Origin of the sequence: Variovorax sp. OV084 (genome assembly GCF_900111625.1) — a bacterium.
GTDB lineage: Bacteria > Pseudomonadota > Gammaproteobacteria > Burkholderiales > Burkholderiaceae_C > Variovorax.
In genome coordinates, this window is sequence record NZ_FOII01000001.1 from 605,541 (window position 1) to 625,872 (window position 20,332).

Genomic DNA, 20,332 nt, shown 5'->3' on the forward strand with positions numbered 1-20,332 from the left:
CCGCTTCGTTCAATCGTGCAGTGCGGGTTTGTGTCATTGTGGAAGTGGCCGAAGCTTGCGTGAATCCGTTGTCCGCAGGTTTTCATGAAGTCATTTCACATAGGAGTTCGTAGATGCTGGGTTTGATGCAAGACCAACCGCTTTTGATCTCGTCGCTGATCGAGTTCGTCGAGCGCCACAACGGCGACGGCGAGATCGTCTCGCGCCGTGTCGAAGGCGACATCCACCGCTGCACCTGGAGCGACATCGCATCGCGCGCCAGGCAGGTGGCCAACGCACTGGACGGCGAGCAGTTGCTGTTCAGCGACCGCATCGCCACCCTGGCCTGGAACGGCTATCGCCACCTGGAGCTGTATTACGGTGCGAGCGGCAGCGGCCGCGTGCTGCACACCATCAACCCGCGCCTGCACCCCGACCAGATCGCGTGGATCGCCAACCATGCCGAAGACCAGATCCTGTGCTTCGACCTCACGTTCCTGCCGCTGGTGCAGGCCGTGCATGCGCGCTGTCCCACGATCCGGAAATGGGTTGCACTGTGTGATGCGGACAAGCTCCCCGCCGACAGCGGCGTGCCCAACCTCGTGAGCTACGAAAGCTGGATGGGCGCGCAGTCCACCGACTACGAGTGGCCCAGCTTCGACGAGAACTCCGCCTCGAGCATGTGCTACACGAGCGGCACCACGGGCAACCCGAAGGCCGCGCTCTACAGCCACCGCTCGACCATGCTGCATGCCTACGCCGCGGCCTTGCCCGACGTCATGCGCCTGTCGGCACGCGACTCGGTGCTGCCGGTGGTGCCGATGTTCCACGTCAACGCCTGGGGCATTCCGTACTCGGCGGCGCTGGTGGGCTGCAAGCTCGTGTTCCCCGGCCCGGCGCTGGACGGCAAGTCGGTGTTCGAGCTGATCGAAGGCGAGGGCGTGACCTTCGCGGCGGGCGTGCCCACCGTGTGGCAGATGATGCTCGGCCACATGCAGGCGAACGGGCTGAAGTTCAGCAAGCTCAACCGCACCGTCATCGGCGGTTCGGCCTGCCCGCCGGCCATGATCAAGGCGTTCCAGGAGAACTACAACGTCGAGGTGCTGCACGCCTGGGGCATGACCGAGATGAGCCCGCTGGGCACGCTGTGCACGCTGAAGAACAAGCACCTGTCGCTGCCGGCCGATGCGCAGCTGCAGATCCGCATGAAGCAGGGCCGCGCCATCTTCGGCGTCGACATGAAGATCATCGACGGCGACGGCAAGGAACTGCCGTGGGACGGCAAGGCCTATGGCGACCTGCTGGTCAAGGGCCCGTGGATCGTCAAGGAATACTTCAAGGGCGAGGGCGGCAATCCGCTGATTCCCGACGAGCAGAACCGCGGCTGGTTCCCCACCGGCGACGTGGCCACCATCGACGCCGAGGGCTATCTGCAGATCACCGACCGCAGCAAGGACGTGATCAAGTCAGGCGGCGAGTGGATCAGCTCCATCGAGATCGAGAACATCGCCGTCGCGCACCCGGCCATCGCCATGGCCGCGTGCATCGGCGTGTTCCATCCGAAGTGGGACGAGCGGCCGATCATCGCGGTCGTGAAGAAGCCCGGCGCCGAAGTCACGCGCGAAGAGCTGTTGAAGTTCTACGAGGGCAAGACTGCCAAGTGGCAGATCCCGGACGACGTGGTGTTCGTCGAGGCCATTCCGATCGGCGCCACCGGAAAGATCCTCAAGACCAAGCTGCGCGAGCTGCTGAAGGACTACAAGCTGCCGACCCTCTGAAGACAAGGACACGAGCCAAGCCCACCCGCACTGTCGCCTACGCGATAGGAAAGCCGCCCCGGCGGCCTTCCTTCCGGGCATTCCCTGTGCGGCGAAGAAAAGGGCGCTTGTACGCTGGCATTCCGCCTTTCACACTGGAGACTCTTCATGCAATTTGCTATCAAGTCAGTAGCTGCCTGTGCAATGTTGGTGAGCGCTGCCGCTGCATTCGCTCAGAAGGGCGAGACCGTCAAGATCGCCTGGCTCGACCCGCTGTCGGGCCTCATGGCCGCGGTCGGCACCAACCAGCTCAAGACCACGCAATTCCTTGCTGAAGAGTTCAACAAGAAGAACCAGTCGGGCGTGAAGTTCGAGATCATCGCGCTCGACAACAAGCTCAGCCCGCAAGAGACCACCGCCGCGCTGCGTTCCGCGCAAGACCAGGGCGCGCGCTACATCATGCAGGGCAACGGCTCCGGCCCCGCGCTAGCCATCATCGACGCCGTCGAGAAGAACAACGCGCGCAATCCGGGCAAGGAGCTGCTCTACATGAACTACGCTGCGGTCGACCCCGACCTGACCAACAGCAAGTGCAGCTACTGGCACTTCCGGCTGGACGCCGACACCTCCATGAAGATGGAGGCGCTGACCACCTGGATGAAGGACCAGCCTGACATCAAGAAGGTCTACATCCTCGGCCAGAACTACGCCCACGGCGTGCAGGTGTCCAAGTTCGCCAAGGAAGACCTGAAGGTGAAGCGCCCCGACATCCAGATCGTGGGCGACGACCTGCATCCGCTCGCGCAGGTGCGCGACTTCTCTCCGTACATCGCAAAGATCAAGGCTTCGGGCGCCGACACCGTCATCACCGGCAACTGGGGCTCCGACCTGTCGCTGCTCATCAAGGCGGCCAACGACTCGGGGCTGAACGTCAAGTTCCTGACCTACTACGCGCCGGGTGCGGGCACGCCCACGGCCATGGGCGCCACTTCCGACGGCAAGGTCTACACCGTCGCCTACGCCCACTACAACATGGGCGGAGAAATCCAGCAGCTGCTCGCCGGCTACAAGAAGCGCATGAATGACGACCTCACGCAGTCGTCGATCTATCACGTGTTCGCACTGCTCGATGCCGCCTTCGCCAAGACCAAGTCGACCGACCCGGTCAAGGTGGCCGCGGCGCTGGAGGGCATGAAGATCAAGAGCTTCAACGGCGAGGTCGAGATGCGCAAGGCCGACCACCAGCTGCAGCAGGGCCTGTACATCTCGCGCTGGGAAAAGGCCAGCGCCAAGTACCCCTACGACGCGGAGAACACCGGCTACACGAACGTTCCCGTGAAGTACTACGAATCGTACGTGGCGAGCACGCCCACGTCGTGCCAGATGAAGCGCCCCTAGGCGTCTTTGTGAACGCGTTTCCTACCCATTGGTAGCAGCTGTCTACCAACGGGTAGCAAATTGGAGAAACGCGGTGTCGCATGCGCGATAGAAACGGGCCTTTGCAGCACCCCTCTTACGGGCATTCCCTGAGGAGTGGGGCTGCAAACGCTTGTACTCTCGTGCGGCGTTTTGAATCGGTTTGACCAGGAGATATAGATTGAAGTTCGCTCTGAAAATCGCTACCGCGGCCGTCATCGCGGCAACCGCCACCGGCGCCCTTGCCCAGAAGGGTGAAACCGTCAAGATCGCATGGCTCGACCCGTTGTCGGGCCTCATGGCCGCGGTCGGGACGAACCAGCTCAAGACCTTCCAGTTCTTTGCCGAAGAGTTCAACAAGAAGAATGCGGCAGGCGTGAAGTTCGAGATCATCGGCATCGACAACAAGCTCAGCCCGCAAGAGACCACCAGCGCACTGCGTTCTGCCCTCGACCAGGGCGCGCGCTACATCGTGCAGGGCAACGGCTCCGGCCCTGCGCTGGCCATCATCGACGCGCTCGAGAAGAACAACGCGCGCAATCCCGGCAAGGAAGCGCTGTACCTGAACTACGCCGCCGTCGACCCCGACCTGACCAACAGCAAGTGCAGCTACTGGCAGTACCGCTTCGACGCCGACACGTCGATGAAGATGGAAGCGCTGACCACCTACATGAAGGACCAGCCGGAAATCAAGAAGGTCTACCTGCTCAACCAGAACTACGCGCACGGCCAGCAGGTCTCCAAGTTCGCCAAGGAAAACCTCAAGAACAAGCGCCCCGACGTGCAGATCGTCGGCGACGACCTGCATCCGCTGGCCCAGGTGCGCGACTTCGCGCCGTACATCGCCAAGATCAAGGCCTCGGGCGCCGACACCGTCATCACCGGCAACTGGGGCTCCGACCTCGCGCTGCTTATCAAGTCGGCCAACGACTCGGGCCTGAACGTCAAGTTCTACACCTACTACGCCGTGACCAGCGGCACGCCGACCGCCATGGGCGCTGCGTCCGACGGCAAGGTGTACCAGGTCGGCTATGCCCACTACAACATGGGCGGCGACATGCAGAAGTACGCCGAAGAGTTCAAGAAGAAGTTCAACGACGACCTCTACACCACCGACGTCTACACCGTGTTCCAGGCGCTGACCGAAGCCTTCGTGAAGACCAAGTCGACCGACCCCGTCAAGGTTGCCGCCGCCATGGAAGGCATGAAGTTCAAGAGCTTCAACGGCGAGATCGAACTGCGCAAGACCGACCACCAGGCACAGCAGGGCCTGTACATCGCCAAGTGGGAGAAGGCCAGCGCCAAGTACCCGTACAGCCCGGAGAACACCGGCTACACGCTGGCCCCGGTGAAGTACTACGACGCCTACGTGGCCAGCACGCCCACCTCCTGCCAGATGAAGCGGCCCGGCGGCGCCTCCTGATCGCTGTCTGATCGCCACCTGACAGGTCGAGGCCCGACTTCAACACTCGGGCCTTTTTCTTTTTTACCTGACACGAAAGACCGATGAACGTCGAATTCTTCGTCATCTCGCTGCTCAACGGCGTGAGCTACGGCTTGCTGTTGTTCATGCTGAGCTCTGGCCTCACGCTGATCTTCAGCATGATGGGCGTGCTCAATTTCGCGCACGCCAGCTTCTACATGCTGGGCGCCTATTTCGCCTACACGCTGTCGGGCGTCGTCGGTTTCTGGCCGGCGCTCTTCATCGCGCCGCTCTTGGTGTTCGCGCTGGGCGCGGCCTTCGAGCGCTACTGCCTGCGCCGGGTCCACAAGTTCGGCCACGTGCCCGAGCTGCTGGTGACCTTCGGTCTTTCGTACCTGATCCTCGAACTCGTGCAACTGGTGTGGGGCCGCTCCACGGTGCCGTACGGCCTGCCGTCGGCGCTGCAGGGCCCGCTCTTCTCGCTCTACGGCACGCAGTTTCCCAAGTCGCGCTCGTTCATCATGCTGGTGGCGGTGCTGATGCTGGTGTCGGTGTGGCTGCTGCTCACGCGCACGCGCATCGGCCTGGTCATCCAGGCGGCGTTGAAGCACCCCGACATGGTCGAGGCGCTGGGCCACAACGTGCCGCGCGTGTTCATGCTGGTGTTCGGCGGCGGCGCAGCGCTGGCTGGCCTCGCGGGCGTGGTCGGCGGCAACACCTACGTCACCGAGCCGGCCATGGCGGGTTCGGTCGGCTCCATCATCTTCGTGGTGGTGGTGGTCGGCGGCATGGGCTCGCTGGCAGGCGCCTTCCTGGCCTCGCTGATCATCGGCGTGGTGCAGACTTTCGCCGTGGCCATGGACCAGTCGCTCGCCACCGGCCTGCAGGCGCTCGGCGTGGCGGTGAGCGACCAGACCTTCGGCTATGAACTGCTGAAGCTCACCATTTCGCAGGTGGCACCGATCCTGCCGTATCTGTTCCTGGTGCTGATTCTCATCTTCAGGCCCAAGGGTCTTCTCGGAACGCGGGAGGACTGACGCCATGAACACTGCAACCACCACAACCACGCCAGCCGCTTCGGCCAACAAGGCGCCGACGCAGTACTACCGCTTCAAGCCGCTGAACATCGGCCGCATCCTGATCTGGTCTTTCTTCGCGCTGTTGCTGATCGTGGCGCCGATGATCTTCACCAGCAGCCTGGCTCTCACCATGCTGTCGCAGATCGGCTACCTCATCATCATCTGCCTGAGCTACAACATGCTGCTGGGGCAGGGCGGCATGCTCAGCTTCGGGCATGCGGTGTACGTGGGCCTGGGCTCGTTCATCGCCATCCACGCGATGAACCTGGCCAGCGCCGGCAAGCTGCCGATTCCGCTGGTGCTCATCCCGCTCGTGGGTGGCCTGGGCGGCATGTTCTTCGCCGTGGTGTTCGGCTACGTGTCGACCAAGAAGTCGGGCACCACCTTCGCGATGATCACGCTCGGCCTCGGCGAGCTGGTGGCCGCCATGGCGCTGATGTTCCCGAGCTTCTTCGGCGGCGAGGGCGGCATCACCACCAACCGCGTGTACGGCGCCTCGGTCTTCGGCATCAACTTCGGGCCGCAGAACCAGGTGTATTACCTGATCGCCGTGTACTGCTTCATCTGCACCGGGCTGATGTTCGCCTTCACCGGCACGCCCCTCGGGCGCATGCTGAACGCGGTGCGCGACAACCCGGAGCGCGTGGAGTTCATCGGCTACAACACGCAGCGCGTGCGCTACTACGCCTTCATCATCGCGGGCTTCTTCGCGGGCATCGGCGGCGGACTGGCGGCCATCAACTTCGAGATCGTGAACGCGGCCGACAGCCTGAACGGGCTGCGCTCGGGCAGCTACCTGCTGTTCACCTTCCTGGGCGGCGCGACCTTCTTCTTCGGGCCGATCATCGGCGCGGCGTTGCTGGTGTTCGCGCTGGTGCTGCTGTCCGAGCTCAGCAAGGCCTGGCTGCTGTACGTGGGCCTGGTGTTCCTGCTGATGGTGATGTTCGCGCCCGGCGGCGTGGCCAGCCTGATCATGATGAACGTGCGCGTGGCGCTGTTCGGCAAGATCAAGCGCTTCTACGCACTCTACGTGGGCCTCTTCATCGGTGCGGCCATCATGCTCGCGGGCGCTGCCGCCATCGTCGAGATGATCTATCACATGCAGCTGAATGCGGCGCTCGGGCCCGTGGTGCCGCTCGCGGGCCTGCAGCTCGATACCTCATCGGCCACTAGCTGGATCATCGCGGTGGCGCTGCTGGCGGTGGGCCTGGGCGTGTTCGAGGTGGTGCGCCGGCGCTTCGCGAAGGTCTGGGGCCATGCACAGGAAGAAATCGAAGCCGAGATCAAGCGGCGGGAGACGGCATGACCTATTCACTTGAACTCAAGAACCTGCGCAAGAGCTTCGGCAAGACCGACATCATCCGCGGCGTCGATCTGGCCGTGACGGCCGGCGAGCGCATCGCCATCATCGGGCCGAACGGCGCGGGCAAGTCCACGCTGTTCAACCTGATCAGCGGGCGGCTCACGCCCACCAGCGGCGAGGTGCTGCTCAACGGCCAGCGCATCGACGGCATGAAGCCGTACGAGATCAACCGCATGGGGCTGTCGCGCAGCTTCCAGATCACCAACATCTTCCCGAAGCTCACCGTCTTCGAGAACCTGCGCTGCGGCGTGCTGTGGAGCCTGGGCTACAAGTACACCTTCCTGCGCTTTCTCTCGAACCTCGACGACGCCAACGAGCGCACCGAAGAGCTCATCAGGCAGATCGGCCTGGAGAAGAAGCGCGACGTGCACGCGGTGAACCTCACTTACGCCGAGCAGCGCGCGCTGGAAATCGGCGTGACCATTGCGGGCGGCGCCAGCGTCATCCTGCTGGATGAGCCCACGGCGGGCATGAGCAAGACCGAAACCTCGCACTTCATCTCGCTCATCAAGCACGTCACGGTCGGCAAGACACTGCTGACGGTGGAGCACGACATGGGCGTGGTCTTCGGGCTGGCCGACAAGATCGCGGTGGTGGTGTATGGCGAAGTCATTGCCTTCGACACGCCTGCTGCCGTTCGTGCGAATGCGCGCGTGCAGGAGGCCTACCTCGGCTCGTCGGTCGCGGATGCACAAGGGGCGGGACACTGACATGCTGAAGCTCAAAGACATCCACGCCTACTACGGCAAGAGCCATGTGCTGCACGGCGTTTCGTTCGACGTGAACCCCGGCGAAATCGTCGCGCTGCTGGGCCGCAACGGCTCCGGCCGCTCGACCACGGCCAAGGCCATCATGGGCCTGGTGCATGCCGAGGGCGGCCTGCACTGGAAGGGGCAGGACATCCTGCGTCGCAAAGCCTACGAGATCGCCCATTTCGGCATCGGCTACGTGCCAGAGAACCGCGACATCTTCCCCAAGCTCACGGTGCACCAGAACCTGCTGCTGGGGCAGAAGGGCTCGGGCAAGGGCAGCCGCTGGTCGTTCGACGACATGTACGGCATGTTCCCGCGCCTGAAGGAGCGGCAGCACACCGAAGCGGGCGTGCTCTCGGGCGGCGAGCAGCAGATGCTCACGCTGTGCCGCACGCTGATGGGCGACCCCGATCTCATCATCATCGATGAGCCCACCGAAGGCCTCGCGCCCAAGATCGTCGAGCTGGTGGGGCAGTACCTGCGCACGCTGAAGGACAAGGGCATCTCGGTGCTGCTGATCGAACAGAAGCTCACCATCGCGATGCAGATTTCAGACCGCGCGCTCGTCATGGGCCACGGCAGCATCGTGTTCGACGGCACGCCGGACAGCCTCCGCGCCGACGCCACCACTCGCAAAGAGTGGTTGGAGGTTTGATACCCCCAGGGGATTCGGGCTACGCCCCGGATCCCCTTGTCTCTCCAGCGACTGCGTGCCATTGTTGGGCCACGCGAAACGCCTAGAATCCCCGAAAAAGAACACTCGTGCTTTTTCTTCTTTTTCTTCACACACCAAGGAACGCAGCATGACGGCTGAATACAAAGTGCTCGGCGATATCGCCGTGATCACACTGACCAACCCTCCGGTCAACGGTCTCGGTTTCTCGACACGCATCGGCATCACCGATGGCCTGTCGAAGGCCAATGCCGACGACGCCGTCAAGGCCATCGTCATCACCGGCGCCGGCAAGGCTTTCTCGGGCGGCGCGGACATCAAGGAGTTCGGCACGCCCAAGGCGCTGCAAGAGCCCAACCTGCTGAGCGTGATCCTCGCGCTCGAAGCCTCTCCCAAGCCCATCGTCGCATCCATCCACTCGGTGTGCATGGGCGGCGGCCTTGAACTGGCCCTGGGCTGCCACTACCGCGTGGCTGCTCCCGGCACCAGCGTGGCACTGCCTGAAGTCAAGCTGGGCCTGCTGCCCGGCGCTGGTGGCACGCAGCGCCTGCCGCGCGTGCTCGGCGTGGAAACCGCACTGAACATGATCGTCAGCGGCGAGCCCGTGAAGAGCGAACTGCTCGCGAGCCTGCCCGGCCAGAAGCTGTTCGACAAGCTGGCTGCCTCGGCCGAATCGGTGTTCGAAGAAGCCGTGGCCTTCGCCAAGAGCGTGGCCGGCAAGACTGGTGAAGCGCTGCCGCTGGTGCGCAACCTGCCGTGCAAGCACCCGCAGGGCGACGCCTACTTCCAGTTCGCCAAGAACATGGTCGGCGGCATGTCGAAGAACTACCCGGCGCCGCTGAAGTGTGTCGACGCCGTGCAGGCCGCAACGAAACTGAAGTTCGACGAAGGCATGGCCGAAGAACGCCGCCTGTTCACGGCGCTGATGTTCACGCCCGAATCGCTGGCCCTGCGCCACCTGTTCATGGCCGAGCGCGCCGCGAGCAAGATTCCCGACGTGCCCGAAGACACGCCCAAGCGCGAGATCAAGGCCGTTGGCGTGATCGGCGCCGGCACCATGGGTGGCGGCATCTCGATGAACTTCCTGAACGCGGGCATCCCCGTCAAGATCCTCGAGATGAAGCAGGAAGCGCTCGACCGCGGCGTTGCCACCATCAAGAAGAACTACGAAGCCCAGGTCAAGAAGGGCAAGCTCAAGCAGGACAAGTACGAGCAGCGCATGGCGCTCCTGAGCACCACGCTGAGCTACGACGACCTGAAGGACGCCGACCTCATCATCGAGGCCGTGTTCGAAGAAATCGGCGTGAAGGAAAAGGTCTTCAAGGAACTCGACCGCGTGGCCAAGAAGGGCGCGATCCTGGCCTCGAACACCTCGACGCTCGACGTCGACAAGATCGCCTCGTTCACCGACCGTCCGCAGGACGTGGTCGGCATGCACTTCTTCAGCCCCGCCAACGTGATGAAGCTGCTCGAAGTGGTGCGCGGCAAGGCCACCGCCAAGGACGTGCTCGCCACGGTCATGGACATCGGCAAGAAGATCAAGAAGACCTCGGTGGTCTCGGGCGTGTGCGACGGCTTCATCGGCAACCGCATGATCGAGCAGTACTCGCGCCAGGCAGGCTTCCTGCTGGACGAAGGCGCCACGCCGCAGCAGGTCGACAAGGCCGTCGAGAAGTTCGGCTTTGCCATGGGCCCGTTCCGCATGGGCGACCTGGCCGGCAACGACATCGGCTGGGCCATTCGCAAGCGCCGCGCCACCGAGCGCGCCGACATGAAGTACAGCCGTACGGCCGACAAGCTCTGCGAACTGGGCCGCTTCGGCCAGAAGACCGGGGCAGGGTGGTACGACTACCAGGCCGGCAAGCGCGATGCGATTCCGTCGGAACTCGTCAACAAGATGATCGAGGACCACCGCAAAGAGCTTGGCATCACGCCGCGCAAGATCTCCGATGAAGAGATCGTGCAGCGCCTGGTGTACGCACTGGTCAATGAAGGTGCGCACATCCTGGAAGACGGCATTGCCTCGAAGTCTGGCGACATCGACATGGTGTACCTCACCGGCTACGGCTTCCCGATCTGGCGCGGCGGCCCGATGCACTACGCGTCGCAGGTCGGCCTGTACAACGTGGCCGAGACGATGAAGCGCTTTGCCAAGAACCCGCGTGATGACGGCGCGTTCTGGCAGCCCGCACCGCTGATCCAGAAGCTCGTGGCCGAAGGCAAGCAGTTCAGCTGATCCACTAAGGCAAAGGGACCGACCGCCAATGTTGAAACGCATCTTCCTCGGGCTGCTGCTGGCAATCGTCTTGCTGGTGGCCGCCGTGGCGGTCAAGACCTGGACCACACCGTCGCAGCAACTGGCGGTGGCGCCCGCGCCGAAGCTGGACATCGATCTGCAGGCAGCAGCCAAGCGGCTCTCTACAGCGATCACGTTCCGCACGGTGTCGGGCATGGACGATCCGGCTGCGAATGCGGCCGAGTTCGACAAGCTGCATGCATTCCTTGCACAGCAGTTCCCGAAGGTGCATGCCACTCTCAAGAAGGAAGTGGTCGGCAACAAGGCGCTGTTCTATACATGGACCGGCACCGATCCCTCTGCCAAGCCCATCGCATTGATGGCGCATCAGGACATGGTGCCCATTGCCCCGGGCACCGAGAAGGCGTGGACGGTCGACCCCTTCGCGGGCGAGATCAAGGACGGCTTCATCTGGGGCCGCGGCACGCTCGACAACAAGAGCAATCTTCTCGCGCAGATGGAAGGCATCGAGCTGCTCATCGGCGCCGGCTTCAAGCCCAGGCAGACCGTCTATCTCGTGATGGGCGACGACGAAGAGGTGAGCGGCCTGCGCGGTGCGCTGCCTATTGCCGAACTGCTCAAGTCGCGCAACGTGCGCCTCGACTGGGTGCTTGACGAAGGCCTGCTGGTGCTCGACGGCGTGCTGCCGGGCCTGAGCAAGCCCGCGGCGCTCATCGGCCTGGCTGAAAAGGGCTATGGCACCTTCTTCCTCTCGCTCGACACCTCCCCCGGCCACTCGTCGATGCCGCCGCAGCACAGCGCCATCGGCAGCATGAGTGCGGCGCTGGCACGGCTCGAAGCCAATCCGATGCCTGGTGGCATCAAGGGCGTGGCCGGCCAGATGTTCGGCGCGCTTGCGCCAGAGATGAGCGGCGTCAACCGCGTGATGCTGTCCAACCTGTGGCTCACCGAGCCGCTGGTGCGCGGCCAGCTCGAGAAGAGCCCGAGCAGCAATGCCATGCTGCGCACGACCACCGCGCTGACCATCGTTCGCGCCGGCAACAAAGACAACGTGCTGCCCGGCCGCGCCGAAGCCGCCGTCAACTTCCGCATCCTGCCGGGTGACACGCTCGCCAGCGTCGAGGCACACTTGCGCAAGACGCTGGCCAACGACGACATCAAGATCAAGCAGTACCCCGGCAACGCCGAGCCGTCGCCCGTGTCGGCGACCGACAGCACCGGCTACCGCGCGATCCAGCAGGCCGTGCGTCAGACCTTCCCCGATGCGGTGGTGGCCCCCGGCCTCATGACCGCCGCTACCGACTCGCGCCACTTCAGCCTCGTGAGCGATGCCGTCTTCCGCTTCTCGCCGTTCCGCGTGAAGGGCGAAGACCTGGCGCGCTTTCACGGCAACAACGAGCGGCTGGCCATCTCGAACTACGGCGAGATGATCGGCTTCTATCACCAGCTCCTGAGCAACACCAACGCTGCTCCGGCGCAATGACGACAACCTCTTTTCCCTTCCATCTGCTTCAAAGGACCTCACCATGACCAGCGCCGTCATTGTTTCCACCGCCCGCACGCCGCTCGCGAAGAGCTGGAAGGGTGCCTTCAACATGACGCACGGCGCCACGCTCGGCGGCCACGCCGTGCAGCACGCGGTGCAGCGCGCCGGCATCGACCCTGCTTCGGTGGACGACGTCATCATGGGCTGCGCCACGCCCGAAGGCGCGACCGGCTCCAACATCGCACGCCAGATCGCGCTGCGCGCCGGCCTGCCGATCACCACTTCGGGCATGACCATCAACCGTTTCTGCTCGTCGGGCCTGCAGACCATCGCCACCGCCGCCCAGCGCATCATCGCGGGCGAGGGCGAGGTGTACGTGGCCGGCGGCGTCGAGAGCATCTCGTGCGTGCAGAACGAAGCCAACAAGCACATGCTGGCCGACCCGTGGCTCGTGAAGCACAAGCCCGAGATCTACTGGAACATGCTGCAGACGGCCGAGCAGGTCGCCAAGCGCTACAACATCGGCCGCGACGCCATGGACGAATACGGCGCCGCCAGCCAGCAGAAGGCCACCGCCGCGCTGGAAGCCGGCCGCTTCAAGGACGAGATCGCCCCCATCACCGTGCTGGCCGGCGTGGCCGACCCCGTGCTGGGCCTGCGCACCAAGGAAGTCACCATCGAGAACGACGAAGGCATCCGCGCCGGCACCACCAAGGAAGGCATCAGCGGCATCCGCTCGGCCATTCCCGGCGGCCTGATCTCGGCCGGCAATGCCAGCCAGTTCTCCGACGGCGGCGGCGCCTGCGTGGTGGTCGACGAGAAGTACGCCGAGCAGAAGGGCCTGAAGCCCCTGGGCCGCTTCCTCGGTTTTGCCGTGGCCGGCTGCGAGCCCGACGAAATGGGCATCGGCCCCGTGTTCGCCATTCCGAAGGTGCTCAAGCGCCTGGGCCTCACGGTCAACGACATCGACCTGTGGGAGCTGAACGAAGCTTTCGCCGTGCAGGTGATCTACTGCCGCGACAAGCTCGGCATTCCGGCCGACCGCCTGAACGTGGACGGCGGCGCCATTGCTGTGGGCCACCCCTACGGCGTGAGCGGCCAGCGCCTCACGGGCCACGCGCTCATCGAAGGCAAGCGCCGCGGTGCCAAGAAAGTCGTGGTCACGATGTGCATCGGCGGCGGCATGGGTGCCGCGGGCGTGTTCGAGGTCTTGTAATCATGTCCGGCTTGGGCCACGACCACGAGGTCTCGCCCGAAGCCGTTCTGGCCTACGGGCGCCGCATGCTTGCATCGCAGCCGTTCAGCGTGCTGATCGGCGCGGAGTTGCACGCGCTGGCGCCGGGCCTTGCCGAGCTTCAGCTGCCGCTCACGGCGCAGCTGAAGCAGCAGAACGGCTTTGCCCACGGCGGCATCGTGAGCTACATGGCCGACAACGCGCTCACCTTTGCCGGTGGCAGCGCGTTGCGTGTGCCGGTGGTGACTTCCGAATTCAAGATCAACTATGTGCGGCCGGCTCTTGGCGACCGCTTGATCGCACGGGCCACCACAGCCCATTGCGGCAGCTCGCAGGCCGTCTGCACCTGCGAAGTGTTCGTGGTGAACGACGGTGCAGAGAAGCTCTGCGCGCTGGCGCAGGGCACCATCGCGAAACTGCCTGACTCTCCGAAAAAGTAGCAAGAAGAGACACCCTCATGAGCCTGCGTTCCACCCTCGACTTCCTGCTCTACGACTGGCTCGACGCCGAGTCGCTCAACCAGCGCGAACGCTTTGCCGACCACTCGCGCGAAACCTTCGACGCGGTGCTCGATACCTGCGAGCGCATCGCGCGCGAAAAGTACGCGCCGTTCAACCGCACGGTCGACACGCAGGAGCCGCATTTCGATGGCGAAAAAGTCATCCTGCCGCAGGCCACGCATGACGCGCACAAGGCTTTCGTCGAGTCGGGAATGATGAGCGCGGCGCAAGACTACGACATCGGCGGTATGCAGCTGCCGTACACGCTCTCTGCCGCGGCCAACAGCTTCTTCGCGATGGCCTCCGTGAGCATCGGCTCCAACATGCTCACGAGCGGCAACGCCAACCTGCTGATGGTGCACGGCACCGAGATGCAGAAAGAGGTGTTCGCCAAGAACGAGTTCTCGGGCCGCTGGGCCGGCACCATGTGCCTGTCGGAGCCGCAGGCCGGTTCGTCGCTGAGCGACGTGGCCACGCGCGCAGTGCCCGACGGCGCCGGCTTTCAAAATGACCCGCTGGGCCCGCGCTATCGCCTCACGGGCAACAAGATGTGGATCTCGTCGGGCGACCACGAGCTGACCGAGAACATCGTGCACATCGTGCTCGCCAAGATCCCCGACGAGAACGGCAAGCTGGTGCCGGGCACGCGCGGCATTTCGCTGTTCATCGTGCCCAAACGCATGGTCGATACCAAGGGCGAGCTGACGGGCCAGCGCAACGACGTTGCGCTCGCGGGCCTGAACCACAAGCTGGGCTGGCGCGGCACCACCAATACGCTGCTGAACTTCGGCGAGGGCAAGTACCCGGTCGATGGCAAGGCCGGTGCCGTGGGCTACTTGGTCGGCGCCCCCGGCAAGGGCCTGCACTGCATGTTCCACATGATGAACGAGGCGCGCATCGGCGTCGGCACGGCCGCCACCATGCTCGGCATGGCCGGCTACCACGCCTCGCTCGAATATGCCAAGAGCCGTCCGCAGGGGCGGCTGGTGAAGAAGCCGGATGCAGCAGGGGCCGCAGTCGCCAAGGACTCGGCCGCGCCGCAGGTGCGCATCATCGAGCACGCCGATGTGCGGCGCATGCTGCTGGCCCAGAAGGCGTACTGCGAAGGCGCGCTGGCGCTGGAGCTGTACTGCGCCCGGCTGGTCGACGAGCAGAAGACCGGCGACGCGCAGGCCGCCGACGACGCGCGCCTGTTGCTCGAAGTGCTCACGCCCATCGCCAAGAGCTGGCCCAGCGAGTGGTGCCTGGAGGCCAATTCGCTGGCCATCCAGGTGCATGGCGGCTACGGCTACACGCGCGACTTTCCGGTGGAGCAGTACTGGCGCGACAACCGCCTGAACATGATTCACGAGGGCACCCACGGCATCCAGGCAGCCGACCTGCTGGGTCGCAAGGTGCTGATGGAAAAGGGCCGCGGCCTGCAGCTGCTGGCTGGGCGCATGACCGACACCATCGGGCGCGCCGCCAAGGTGCCGGCATTGGCCGCTCATGCCAAGGCGCTGGGCGTCGCGCTGCAGCGCATCGGCAGTGCCACCGAGGCCGCATGGTCCACCGGCGACCCGGCCGACGCGCTGGCCAACGCCGTGCCGTACATGCAGGCCTTCGGCCACACGGTGCTGGCCTGGATCTGGCTCGACGTGGCCCAAAGGGCCCTGCAGACCGACGGTGAAAAGGCGAGGGCGGTAACAGCTGGCAAGATCGGCGCCACGGACTATTTCTTCCACTACGAGCTGCCGAAAATCGGCGCATGGCTCAACGTGGTCGAAACCCGTGACCCGACCTGTACAGCTTTGCCCGAGGACGCCTTCTGATGGCCACTACCGATTCGCCGAACGCCAACCCCAACAACAACACCCCCGCCGTCAAACCTCCCAAGCCGCACGCGCGGCTCGAGAAGTGGATCTGGATCCTGATCTACGGCGGCCTGTTCGTCGTGATCCTGGGCATTGCCACCGGCCGCACCGACGCCGCGCTGGGCTGGTCCCTCGCCGTGCCCGGCGGCATCGTGGCGCTGGTCGGCTTCGTGCTGATCTACGTGCGCTCGCGGCTGCCCAACACCCCTACCAAGTAAAGAGGCCCGCCATGCTCAAGCACATCGTGATGTGGAAGTTCAAGGAACACGCCGAGGGCACCGACAAGGCGACCAACCTGCTGAAAGCCAAGGCATTGCTCGACGCCTGCGCCAAGCTGTCGCCCGGCACGCTGCGCTTCGAGGTGGCCATTGCCCAGCCCGGGCTGGAAGCCACCTACGACCTGGTCCTGTACTCGGAATTCACCGACTCCGCCGCGCTCGCGGCCTATTCGGACCATCCGCAGCACGTGGCCCTGAAGCCTTTCATCGGCGCCGTGCGTGAAGCCCGCCAGTGCATGGACTACGAGATCTGAGCCTGACATTCAAAACCGGAGACACCTCATGACGCCCCGCAACATCAAGCAGCTGTTCGACCTCACCGGCAAGACCGCACTCATCACCGGCGGCTCGCGCGGCCTGGGCCTGCAGATGGCCCATGCGCTCGGCGAAGCCGGCGCGAAGATCATGCTGAGCTCGCGCAAGGCCGACGACCTGGAGCAGGCCGCCGCCGAGCTGCAAGCCGCCGGCATCGACGCGCGCTGGATCGCCGCCGACTGCTCGAAGGAAGAAGACACCCGCCGCCTGGCCGACGAGACGCTGCAGCGCATGGGCGCAGTCGACATCCTCATCAACAACGCGGGTGCCAGCTGGGGTTCGCCGGCCGAGAGCCACCCGGTCGAGGCCTGGGACAAGGTGATGAACCTCAACGTGCGCGGCTATTTCATCTTGTCGCAGCAGATCGCCAACGGCTACATGATTCCGAAGAAGACCGGCCGCATCATCAACATCGCCTCGATCGCCGGGCTGAACGGCAACCCGCCTGAAATGCAGACGCTGGCCTACAACACCTCCAAGACCGCGGTCATCGGCTTCACCCGCACGCTGGCCGCCGAATGGGGCCGCTACGGCATCAATGTGAACGCGATCTGCCCCGGCTTCTTCATGACGAAGATGGCCGCCGGTCTCATCAAGTCGCTGGGCGAGGAAAAGATGGCCGCGCAGGCCCCGCTCGGCCGCCTGGGCGACGAGGAAGACCTGAAGGGCCTGACGCTGCTCTTCGCGAGCGATGCAGGCAAGCACATCACCGGCCAGTGGCTGGCTGTGGACGGCGGCGTCAGCGTGGTGCTGGGTGCGGCCTGACATGTCTTCTTCAGATTCCAGCGACATCAACATCCGCTCGTACACGAGCCAGATCCCGTTCGCGCGCCACCTGGGCTTCGAGCTGACGAAGTTCGAGGGCGGCGAGTCGGAGATCATCTACACGGCGAAGCCCGAGCACCTGAACACCTTCGACGTGACGCACGGCGGCGCCTGCATGACGCTGCTCGACATCACCATGGCAGCAGCCGCGCGCAGCGTGGCGCCCGAGACGGGTGTGGTCACCATCGAGATGAAGACCAGCTTCATGCAGCCTTCGGTCGGCCCGTTGCACGCACGCGGCACGCTCATTCACAGGACGGCGACGCTGGCTTTCACTGAGGCCAAAATCTACGACGAACAGGAACGCGTGTGCGCCCACGCCACCGGCACCTTCAAGTACGTGAAGCGCCGGCTGCCGACCGGCCCCGCCAGCGCCAACGAGATGCGGCCGCCGTCGACCGACTGACTGACTGACTGACTGACACTTTCCCGGAGACATTCATGCCGATCAACAAGCAGATCCACCTCGACAACCGCCCCGACGGCGAGGCCGTGGCCAGCAACTTCAAGCTCGTGTCCGCCGAGACCCCCGCGCTCAAGGACAACCAGGTGCTCGTGCGCCACCACTACATGAGCCTCGACCCGTACATGCGCGGCCGCATGAACGACGCCAAGAGCTACGCGCAGCCCCAGCCGCTGGGCCAGACGATGCAGGGCGGCACGGTCGGCGAAGTGGTCGAGAGCAAGCACCCCAAGTACGCCGTGGGCGACAAGGTGGTCGGCTTCGGCGGCTGGCAGGAATACAGCGTGGTCGATGCCTCCCAGCCCGGAGCGCTGAAGAAGGTCGACACCACGCATGTGCCGCTGTCGCACTACCTCGGCGCGGTCGGCATGCCCGGCGTCACGGCCTGGTACGGGCTGGTGAAGATCATTGCGCCCAAGGCCGGTGAAACGGTGGTCATCACCGCCGCCAGCGGCGCCGTGGGCAGCGCCTTCGGTGCGCTGGCCAAGGCGCGCGGCTGCCGTGTGGTCGGCATTGCCGGTGGCCCCGACAAGTGCAAGTACGTGACCGACGAGCTGGGCTTCGATGCCTGCATCGACTATCGCGTGCACGCCGACGTCAAGTCGATGAGCGCGGCGCTCAAGGAAGCCTGCCCGAACGGCATCGACGGCTACTTCGAGAACGTCGGCGGCTACATCTTCGACGCGGTGCTGCTGCGCGCCAACGCCTTCGCCCGCGTGGCGCTGTGCGGAATGATCGCGGGCTACGACGGCCAGCCGCTGCCGCTGGCCAACCCGGCGCTGATCCTCATCAACCGCATGAAGATCGAAGGCTTCATCGTCAGCGAGCACATGGAAGTGTGGCCCGAGGCGCTGACCGAGCTGGGCACGCTGGTGGCCACGGGCAAGCTGAAGCCGCGCGAGTCGATTGCGCAAGGCATCGAAGCGGCGCCTGAAGCCTTCCTGGGCCTGCTCAAGGGCAGGAACTTCGGCAAGCAACTCGTCAAGCTGATCTGATGCACTGGATGAACTGAACGCACGGCAAGGAGGCCGGTCATGGAAACCACGCACGAGGTGTTCAACCAGCCCACGCCGCTGGTGGACTACAACCTCTTCGACACCAACCGGCCCTTGCGCGATGCGCTGAAGTTCAACGCGCCCGCGTTGCAGACGACGCAGCTGCACGAGCTTGGCGCCACCCTCGGCACGGCCGGCATGCAGGCGCATGCGCGGCTCGCCAACATCCACACGCCCGAGCTGCATACGCACGACCGCTTCGGGCGGCGCATCGACGAGGTGGAGTTCCATCCGAGCTACCACGCGCTGATGACCGCCGCCGTGGGTGCCGGGCTGCACGGCACGCCCTGGACGGGCACTTCGGCCTCGCCGCATGTGCTGCGCGCAGCGGGCTTCATGCTCTTCACCGAGCTGGAGCCATCGATTCTTTGCCCCATCTCCATGACCTACGCGGTCACGCCCGCGTTGCGCGGCAATGCGGCCGTATACGCCGACTGGGGCCCGAAGCTCGGCAGCCTCTGGTACGACCCGGCCCTGAAGCTTTTCAGCGACAAGCCCGGCGTGACTATGGGCATGGGCATGACCGAGAAGCAGGGCGGTTCCGACGTGCGGGCCAACACCACGCAAGCCGTGCGCGACGGCAGCGATGCCTGGGGCGAGCGCTATGCCATCACCGGCCACAAGTGGTTCTTCTCGGCGCCGATGTGCGATGCCTTCCTGGTGCTGGCGCAGGCGCCCGCGGGGCTTTCGTGCTTCTTCCTGCCGCGCGTGCTGCCCGACGGCTCGCGCAACGCCATCCAGATCCAGCGGCTGAAGGACAAGCTCGGCAACAAGGCCAACGCAAGTTCCGAGGTCGAGTTCCAGGGCGCCAGCGCGTGGCTCGTGGGAGAAGAGGGCCGCGGCATCCCGCAGATCCTCGAGATGGGCACGATGACGCGGCTCGACTGCGCGCTGGGCACCAGCGGGCTGATGCGCCAGTCGCTGGGCATCGCGCTCAATCATGCGATGCAGCGCAAGGCCTTCGGCAAGCCGCTGATCGAACAGCCCTTGATGAAGAACGTGCTGGCCGATCTCGCGCTAGAAAGTGAAGCCGCCACCGCGCTCGCCATTCGCCTGGCCCGTGCCTTCGACAATCAGGCCGACGAGCACGAGCGCCTGATGGCCCGCCTGCTCACGCCGGTCGCCAAGTTCTGGATCTGCAAGCGCGGCAGCGCCTTCGCGCAGGAGGCCATGGAATGCCTCGGCGGCAACGGCTACGTGGAAGAGGGTGGCGAGGGCGTCATGGCCCGCATCTACCGCGAGATGCCGCTCAACTCCATCTGGGAAGGCGCGGGCAACATCATGGCGCTCGACCTGCTGCGCGGCCTGCGCAAGGGCGACGCGGTGGCCGCGCTGACGAAGGAGCTGGCGCCTGCGCGTGGTCAGCACGCAGCGCTCGACCGGCTGGCCGACGCGCTGCCGGCTCGCATCGAGGCGATGGCCTCCGAAGCTGAGGCCCGTCGCCTCGCGCAAGACGTTGCGCTCGCCGTGCAGGCTGCACTGCTCGTACAGACCGCGCCACCTGCCATTGCTGGCGCGTTCTGCGCCTCGCGCCTGGGTGGCGACTGGGGCAATGCCTTTGGCACGCTGGCCGCGGGCACCGATTTCGATTCGATCATCCAGCGCGCGCAACCCCGTTGAAACG

General features: G+C 64.8%; 18 protein-coding genes. All 18 read left to right on the forward strand.

Features of this window, described 5'->3' with window-relative positions; genetic code table 11:
* Window positions 1-113: 113 nt before the first annotated feature.
* The 18 genes from BMW87_RS02995 to BMW87_RS03080 all read left to right on the forward strand — a co-directional run bounded on the left by BMW87_RS02995 (window position 114) and on the right by BMW87_RS03080 (window position 20,328).
* A complete protein-coding gene (locus BMW87_RS02995; RefSeq protein ID WP_093074019.1) occupies window positions 114-1,757 on the forward strand; it encodes a 3-(methylthio)propionyl-CoA ligase in 1,644 nt (547 codons plus the stop codon).
* A gap of 147 nt (window positions 1,758-1,904) precedes the next feature.
* The gene (locus BMW87_RS03000; RefSeq protein WP_093056898.1) at window positions 1,905-3,134 is read left to right on the forward strand and encodes a branched-chain amino acid ABC transporter substrate-binding protein; all 1,230 of its coding nucleotides are present in this window, start codon (window positions 1,905-1,907) and stop codon (window positions 3,132-3,134) included.
* Window positions 3,135-3,333: 199 nt separating this feature from the next.
* Window positions 3,334-4,575 (forward strand): branched-chain amino acid ABC transporter substrate-binding protein, encoded by a 1,242-nt coding sequence (locus tag BMW87_RS03005; protein WP_093056897.1) that lies wholly within the window; start codon window positions 3,334-3,336, stop codon window positions 4,573-4,575.
* An 83-nt stretch (window positions 4,576-4,658) separates the two neighbouring features.
* Window positions 4,659-5,612: a branched-chain amino acid ABC transporter permease gene (locus tag BMW87_RS03010; protein ID WP_093056896.1), complete on the forward strand. Its 954-nt coding sequence runs from the start codon at window positions 4,659-4,661 to the stop codon at window positions 5,610-5,612.
* 4 nt (window positions 5,613-5,616) lie between these two features.
* Window positions 5,617-6,960 carry a branched-chain amino acid ABC transporter permease gene (locus BMW87_RS03015; protein WP_093074021.1) on the forward strand — a complete coding sequence of 448 codons (1,344 nt, stop codon included), beginning with the start codon at window positions 5,617-5,619 and terminating at the stop codon, window positions 6,958-6,960.
* Window positions 6,957-7,727, forward strand: a complete 771-nt coding sequence (locus BMW87_RS03020) for an ABC transporter ATP-binding protein (RefSeq protein ID WP_093074023.1) — start codon at window positions 6,957-6,959, stop codon at window positions 7,725-7,727. Before BMW87_RS03015 ends, BMW87_RS03020 begins: the two co-directional genes overlap by 4 nt.
* Window position 7,728: 1 nt before the next feature.
* Window positions 7,729-8,424 carry an ABC transporter ATP-binding protein gene (locus tag BMW87_RS03025; protein ID WP_093056893.1) on the forward strand — a complete coding sequence of 232 codons (696 nt, stop codon included), beginning with the start codon at window positions 7,729-7,731 and terminating at the stop codon, window positions 8,422-8,424.
* A gap of 148 nt (window positions 8,425-8,572) precedes the next feature.
* Complete coding sequence (locus tag BMW87_RS03030) at window positions 8,573-10,678, forward strand: 3-hydroxyacyl-CoA dehydrogenase NAD-binding domain-containing protein (RefSeq protein ID WP_093074025.1); 2,106 nt, start codon at window positions 8,573-8,575, stop codon at window positions 10,676-10,678.
* A 28-nt stretch (window positions 10,679-10,706) separates the two neighbouring features.
* Window positions 10,707-12,182 carry a M20 family peptidase gene (locus BMW87_RS03035; RefSeq protein ID WP_093074027.1) on the forward strand — a complete coding sequence of 492 codons (1,476 nt, stop codon included), beginning with the start codon at window positions 10,707-10,709 and terminating at the stop codon, window positions 12,180-12,182.
* Between the two features lie 43 nt (window positions 12,183-12,225).
* Complete coding sequence (locus BMW87_RS03040) at window positions 12,226-13,401, forward strand: acetyl-CoA C-acyltransferase (protein WP_093056890.1); 1,176 nt, start codon at window positions 12,226-12,228, stop codon at window positions 13,399-13,401.
* A gap of 2 nt (window positions 13,402-13,403) precedes the next feature.
* The gene (locus BMW87_RS03045; protein WP_093074029.1) at window positions 13,404-13,859 is read left to right on the forward strand and encodes a PaaI family thioesterase; all 456 of its coding nucleotides are present in this window, start codon (window positions 13,404-13,406) and stop codon (window positions 13,857-13,859) included.
* Between the two features lie 17 nt (window positions 13,860-13,876).
* Window positions 13,877-15,730 carry an acyl-CoA dehydrogenase gene (locus tag BMW87_RS03050; protein WP_093074031.1) on the forward strand — a complete coding sequence of 618 codons (1,854 nt, stop codon included), beginning with the start codon at window positions 13,877-13,879 and terminating at the stop codon, window positions 15,728-15,730.
* Window positions 15,730-15,990 (forward strand): hypothetical protein, encoded by a 261-nt coding sequence (locus tag BMW87_RS03055; protein ID WP_093074033.1) that lies wholly within the window; start codon window positions 15,730-15,732, stop codon window positions 15,988-15,990. Before BMW87_RS03050 ends, BMW87_RS03055 begins: the two co-directional genes overlap by 1 nt.
* An 11-nt stretch (window positions 15,991-16,001) precedes the next feature.
* Complete coding sequence (locus tag BMW87_RS03060; RefSeq protein ID WP_093074035.1) at window positions 16,002-16,304, forward strand: Dabb family protein; 303 nt, start codon at window positions 16,002-16,004, stop codon at window positions 16,302-16,304.
* Between the two features lie 28 nt (window positions 16,305-16,332).
* Window positions 16,333-17,130, forward strand: coding sequence for an SDR family oxidoreductase (locus BMW87_RS03065; RefSeq protein WP_093056885.1), 798 nt, complete (start codon window positions 16,333-16,335; stop codon window positions 17,128-17,130).
* Between the two features lies 1 nt (window position 17,131).
* Window positions 17,132-17,596 (forward strand): PaaI family thioesterase, encoded by a 465-nt coding sequence (locus BMW87_RS03070; RefSeq protein ID WP_093056884.1) that lies wholly within the window; start codon window positions 17,132-17,134, stop codon window positions 17,594-17,596.
* Between the two features lie 35 nt (window positions 17,597-17,631).
* Window positions 17,632-18,648 (forward strand): NADP-dependent oxidoreductase, encoded by a 1,017-nt coding sequence (locus BMW87_RS03075; RefSeq protein ID WP_093074037.1) that lies wholly within the window; start codon window positions 17,632-17,634, stop codon window positions 18,646-18,648.
* 39 nt (window positions 18,649-18,687) lie between these two features.
* Window positions 18,688-20,328 (forward strand): isovaleryl-CoA dehydrogenase, encoded by a 1,641-nt coding sequence (locus BMW87_RS03080; protein ID WP_093074039.1) that lies wholly within the window; start codon window positions 18,688-18,690, stop codon window positions 20,326-20,328.
* Window positions 20,329-20,332: the final 4 nt, after the last annotated feature.

Bases quoted from the DNA above. Each gene is read 5' to 3' on its own strand.
- BMW87_RS03000 (WP_093056898.1), top strand. From the start codon at position 1,905: ATGCAATTTGCTATCAAGTCAGTAGCTGCCTGTGCAATGTTGGTGAGC.
- BMW87_RS03075 (WP_093074037.1), top strand. From the start codon at position 17,632: ATGCCGATCAACAAGCAGATCCACCTCGACAACCGCCCCGACGGCGAG.
- BMW87_RS03025 (WP_093056893.1), top strand. From the start codon at position 7,729: ATGCTGAAGCTCAAAGACATCCACGCCTACTACGGCAAGAGCCATGTG.
- BMW87_RS03010 (WP_093056896.1), top strand. From the start codon at position 4,659: ATGAACGTCGAATTCTTCGTCATCTCGCTGCTCAACGGCGTGAGCTAC.
- BMW87_RS03020 (WP_093074023.1), top strand. From the start codon at position 6,957: ATGACCTATTCACTTGAACTCAAGAACCTGCGCAAGAGCTTCGGCAAG.
- BMW87_RS03050 (WP_093074031.1), top strand. From the start codon at position 13,877: ATGAGCCTGCGTTCCACCCTCGACTTCCTGCTCTACGACTGGCTCGAC.
- BMW87_RS03045 (WP_093074029.1), top strand. From the start codon at position 13,404: ATGTCCGGCTTGGGCCACGACCACGAGGTCTCGCCCGAAGCCGTTCTG.
- BMW87_RS03060 (WP_093074035.1), top strand. From the start codon at position 16,002: ATGCTCAAGCACATCGTGATGTGGAAGTTCAAGGAACACGCCGAGGGC.
- BMW87_RS03080 (WP_093074039.1), top strand. From the start codon at position 18,688: ATGGAAACCACGCACGAGGTGTTCAACCAGCCCACGCCGCTGGTGGAC.
- BMW87_RS02995 (WP_093074019.1), top strand. From the start codon at position 114: ATGCTGGGTTTGATGCAAGACCAACCGCTTTTGATCTCGTCGCTGATC.
- BMW87_RS03040 (WP_093056890.1), top strand. From the start codon at position 12,226: ATGACCAGCGCCGTCATTGTTTCCACCGCCCGCACGCCGCTCGCGAAG.
- BMW87_RS03030 (WP_093074025.1), top strand. From the start codon at position 8,573: ATGACGGCTGAATACAAAGTGCTCGGCGATATCGCCGTGATCACACTG.
- BMW87_RS03065 (WP_093056885.1), top strand. From the start codon at position 16,333: ATGACGCCCCGCAACATCAAGCAGCTGTTCGACCTCACCGGCAAGACC.
- BMW87_RS03035 (WP_093074027.1), top strand. From the start codon at position 10,707: ATGTTGAAACGCATCTTCCTCGGGCTGCTGCTGGCAATCGTCTTGCTG.
- BMW87_RS03055 (WP_093074033.1), top strand. From the start codon at position 15,730: ATGGCCACTACCGATTCGCCGAACGCCAACCCCAACAACAACACCCCC.
- BMW87_RS03015 (WP_093074021.1), top strand. From the start codon at position 5,617: ATGAACACTGCAACCACCACAACCACGCCAGCCGCTTCGGCCAACAAG.
- BMW87_RS03070 (WP_093056884.1), top strand. From the start codon at position 17,132: ATGTCTTCTTCAGATTCCAGCGACATCAACATCCGCTCGTACACGAGC.